At 61.5% G+C, this 3,512-nt stretch carries 5 protein-coding genes; 3 read left to right on the top strand and 2 right to left on the bottom strand.

The features are described 5' to 3' along the window. Positions 1-166 precede the first annotated feature (166 nt). Positions 167-463 carry a histidine kinase dimerization/phospho-acceptor domain-containing protein gene (locus V3572_RS17810; RefSeq protein ID WP_442877376.1) on the top strand — a complete coding sequence of 99 codons (297 nt, stop codon included), beginning with the start codon at positions 167-169 and terminating at the stop codon, positions 461-463. Here the strand turns inward: V3572_RS17810 and V3572_RS10170 are convergent. Both V3572_RS10170 and V3572_RS10165 read right to left on the bottom strand, forming a co-directional pair. After that, positions 425-1,138 carry a hypothetical protein gene (locus V3572_RS10170; RefSeq protein WP_332110882.1) on the bottom strand — a complete coding sequence of 238 codons (714 nt, stop codon included), beginning with the start codon at positions 1,136-1,138 and terminating at the stop codon, positions 425-427. The genes V3572_RS17810 and V3572_RS10170 overlap by 39 nt on opposite strands. Before the next feature lie 61 nt (positions 1,139-1,199). Continuing rightward, positions 1,200-1,982, bottom strand: coding sequence for a 3',5'-cyclic-nucleotide phosphodiesterase (locus tag V3572_RS10165; protein WP_332110881.1), 783 nt, complete (start codon positions 1,980-1,982; stop codon positions 1,200-1,202). A gap of 192 nt (positions 1,983-2,174) precedes the next feature. Here V3572_RS10165 and rpmE point away from each other — a divergent pair, with 192 nt between their 5' ends. After that, positions 2,175-2,393 carry a 50S ribosomal protein L31 gene (gene rpmE / locus V3572_RS10160; protein WP_163303229.1) on the top strand — a complete coding sequence of 73 codons (219 nt, stop codon included), beginning with the start codon at positions 2,175-2,177 and terminating at the stop codon, positions 2,391-2,393. A gap of 124 nt (positions 2,394-2,517) precedes the next feature. Next, a complete protein-coding gene (locus tag V3572_RS10155) occupies positions 2,518-3,480 on the top strand; it encodes a DUF1385 domain-containing protein (RefSeq protein ID WP_332110880.1) in 963 nt (320 codons plus the stop codon). Positions 3,481-3,512 lie beyond the last annotated feature (32 nt).

Below are 3,512 nucleotides of genomic sequence, written 5' to 3'. Positions count from 1 at the left end.
CCTGTCCGCAGTTGTGGACACCTCAAGAGCGGTGTGGACTGAAGGATGGATATAAGCTAGAATTTACTATCCACTATTCGTCTATAAAAAGGACTTTCTACTTATTGGCTTTGCATCATTGATTTTGCTGATTTTTATTGTTGTGGCTATTGTGCTTCAGTTTAAGATGTTATCAAGGCAGATTACTTTAGCCCAGCTTAGGGAGAATCTTACCAGCTTCTTTACTCACGAATTGCGCTCTCCTCTTCAAAGTGCTCTCTCCTCAATTGAAATGGCAGAGATGTACAGCGATAAAAAGGAGGTCGATAGTTTTCTGGAGCTTTCAAGGAATAAGGTTGTTTATATAAATAGGTTAATTGAAAAGCTTCTTGATATAAATAAACTAGAGAAAAATAAGGTTAATCTTATTATGGAGAGGTTTCCTTTAAAGATAGCAGTTGCGCATGGCTGCCGCGATCATTGAGGCCTGCGGCCCGGTCACGGCCAGCCCCCCCTCGGGGATGGCCCCGGCCTTGTCCCGGGCGATGTCGCCAAGGGTGGGGCCGAGGATGTGGGCATGGTCCATGCCTATGGGCGTAAAGACCGTCATGTCCCGGTGAAGCGCCGTGGTGGCGTCGTGGTCGCCGCCGAGCCCGGCCTCGTAGACCGCCACGTCCACGGGGCGCGCCGCAAAAAGCCGGGCGGCCATGACCGTCAGGAGTTCGAAATAGGTCAGCCGACCGGCGTCGCCCAAGTGGGCCGTGGCCGCTAGCACGGTTCGGGCCGCGTCCGTCCAGTCGGCCTCGGAAAAAAAGCCGTCGCCAAGCGGCGCGCCCGGCGTTGCGGCGGCCCCGGGAAGGTCGCCCTGATACCGGCGGATGCGTTCGCGCACGGACAGGAAATGGGGCGAGGTGAAAAGGCCGCAGGACAGCCCGTGGGCCGCGCCCAGGGCGGCCAGAAGCGTGGCCGTGGCGCCCTTGCCGTTGGTGCCCACCACCTGGACGGCGGCCTGGGGCGGCCGGTTCGGGCTAAGGGCGGCCAGAAGCGTGGCCGTGGCGCCCTTGCCGTCGGCGCCCACCACCTGGGCGGCGGCCTGGGGCGGCCGGTCCAGGCCCAGGGCGGCAAGCGCTCGGGACATGCGGTCGAGCCGCAGGTCCATGTGGAAAAGCCCCAGGCCCTCCAGGCGGGCGGCAAACTCGGCAAAGGTGCGCGGCAGGCGGTCAGAAATAAAACGACTCCTTCTCGCGCAGCAGATGGTAGGTGTAGCCCGCCAGGTCGCGCTGCAACTCCTCCTGGATCTGGGCCGAAAAGGGCGACTTCATGTGGTAGATGTGGATCTTCGGGCGCACCGTGAGCCGTTCCAGCTCGGCCCGCAAAAGCCTGGGCGTCAGATGCTTGGAGATTTTGGCCAGTTCCTCCATGGAATTGGGAAACGAGGCCTCGGTGATCAGGTTGGTCAGGGGAAAGGGCAGGGCGTTGAGGAAATCCCACCACGGACCATTGGAGCCAGTGTCGCCGGTGTAGGCCACGTTGTGCTTCCCGTCCTCGGACCACAAGACGAACCCCGAGGCGGCCCGGGCGTGGTTGACCGGACAGGTGGCCACCTGGAGGCCGCCGACCTGGATGACCGTTCCGGGCGCCAGGGGGTGGTAGGCCAAAACCGGGGCTTGCTCGGGAATGACCGTGAAATCGGGCCAGATGGTGTCGTTGAGCAGGTGGTCGGCGATGCTTTTGAGGACTTCCGGCAGGCCGTGGATGCGCACCGGGGGCCGGTTCTTCCCGGAGAAGAACTCGATGAGGTTGTCGGCCAGAAACAGGATGTCTTTGATGTGGTCGAGGTGGGCGTGGGTGACGAAGATGTCCGTGATCCTGGACTGTTGGGCCAGGTCCAGGGCGGAAGTGACGGACCCGGCGTCGAGCAGGATGGTGTCGTCGACCAGAAAGGAGGTCAGATGATGCCCCGGCAGATCCGATCCGGAACAACCGAGAACCCTGAAGAACATGTACCGTCTCCGCTGGATTCGGGTGGTCTTGATGTGACGCACCATGCGCGCCCCGGGGCGTCCGTGTCAAGCCGGGAGGCGTGAGGCGGTCGGGCGCGGCGTGCAGGGTGCGGTTTTGAACGGGCTGCCCCTTGCCAAGTCCGGAAGAATGAATTACATGATTCCGCTTTCAGGGAATTTACGGAGGACGACATGAAAAAAGATATCCATCCCAAAGTTTTCAAGGCCAAGATCCGCTGCAACTGCGGCGCTGAAATCGAAGCCCTTTCCACCAAGGGCGAAGAAGTCCTCGTGGAAATCTGCTCCAATTGCCATCCCTTCTACACCGGCAAGCAGCGCTTCGTGGACACCGCCGGGCGCATCGACCGTTTCCGGAAGAAGTACGCCAAGTTCGAGCAGCCCACAGCCTGATCGCCCGCATCTCCGGCCGCGCCCCCGCCCGGGGCGCGGTACGGTTCGTCCGCCAGCCTCCCGTCCGGGAGCTCCCTGCGGCTTTTCCCGGACGGCGAGTGAAAAGGCCGACAAAGGGAACACCATGATTTTTGGCCTCGTCAAGCGCCTTGTGTGTCAGGCTGCATCCACCGTCGGCGGCCAGGCCGTCATGGAAGGCGTCATGATCCGGGCCGAGGACCGGTTGGCCATCGCCGTGCGCAAGCCCGACGGGGCCATCGAGGTCCAAAACCGCCCCTGGTTCAGCCTGACCTCCAACCCGCTTCTTAAAAAGCCCTTTTTGCGCGGCTTTCCCATCCTTTTGGAGACCCTGGTCAACGGCATCTCGGCGCTCAACTTCTCGGCCCAAAAGGCCCTGGAGGAGGAAAACCAGGAGCTCAAGCCCTGGGCCATGACCCTGACCATCGCCGCCTCCGTGGGGTTCGCCCTGTTTCTCTTCGTGGTGCTGCCGCACCTGTTCACCCTGGGCGTCAAGGCCCTGGGGCTGTCCGGCGGGGTGGAGGCTCTTTCCTTCCACGCCTGGGACGGGCTGTTTAAAATGGTCATGTTCGTGGGCTATATCGCCGTCATCTCCCTTTTGCCCGATATCCGCCGCGTCTTTGAGTACCACGGGGCCGAGCACAAGGTGATCTGGGCCCATGAAAGCGGGCAGCCCCTGACCCCCGAGTCCGCCAAGCCCTTCTCGCGCCTGCATCCCCGGTGCGGCACCGCCTTCGTCCTTTTTGTCCTGGCCGTGTCCATCGCCCTCTACGCCGTGCTGGTGCCGGGCGTGCTGGCCCTTTTTACCCCGGAAAACGTCATCCTCAAACATGCCTACATCGTCGGCCTCAAGCTCGTGCTCATGATCCCCATCAGCGCCGTGGCCTACGAGATCGTCAAGTACGCCGGAAAACACTACGACAGGCCCCTGTGCCGCATCCTCTCCGGGCCGGGACTGTTTATGCAGATGCTGACCACCCACGAGCCCGACGAAAAGCAGCTCGAAGTCGCCATCGCCGCCTTAAACGGCGCGATCCGCAAACCCCATGGTCCCGCACGAAGTCCGTGACCCCGGCGATGTCCGCCGCGAACTTGATGGAC

The sequence above is a fragment of the Desulfolutivibrio sp. genome (assembly GCF_036584575.1).
GTDB lineage: Bacteria > Desulfobacterota > Desulfovibrionia > Desulfovibrionales > Desulfovibrionaceae > Desulfolutivibrio.
This window is presented reverse-complemented; position numbering and strand designations above follow the sequence as displayed.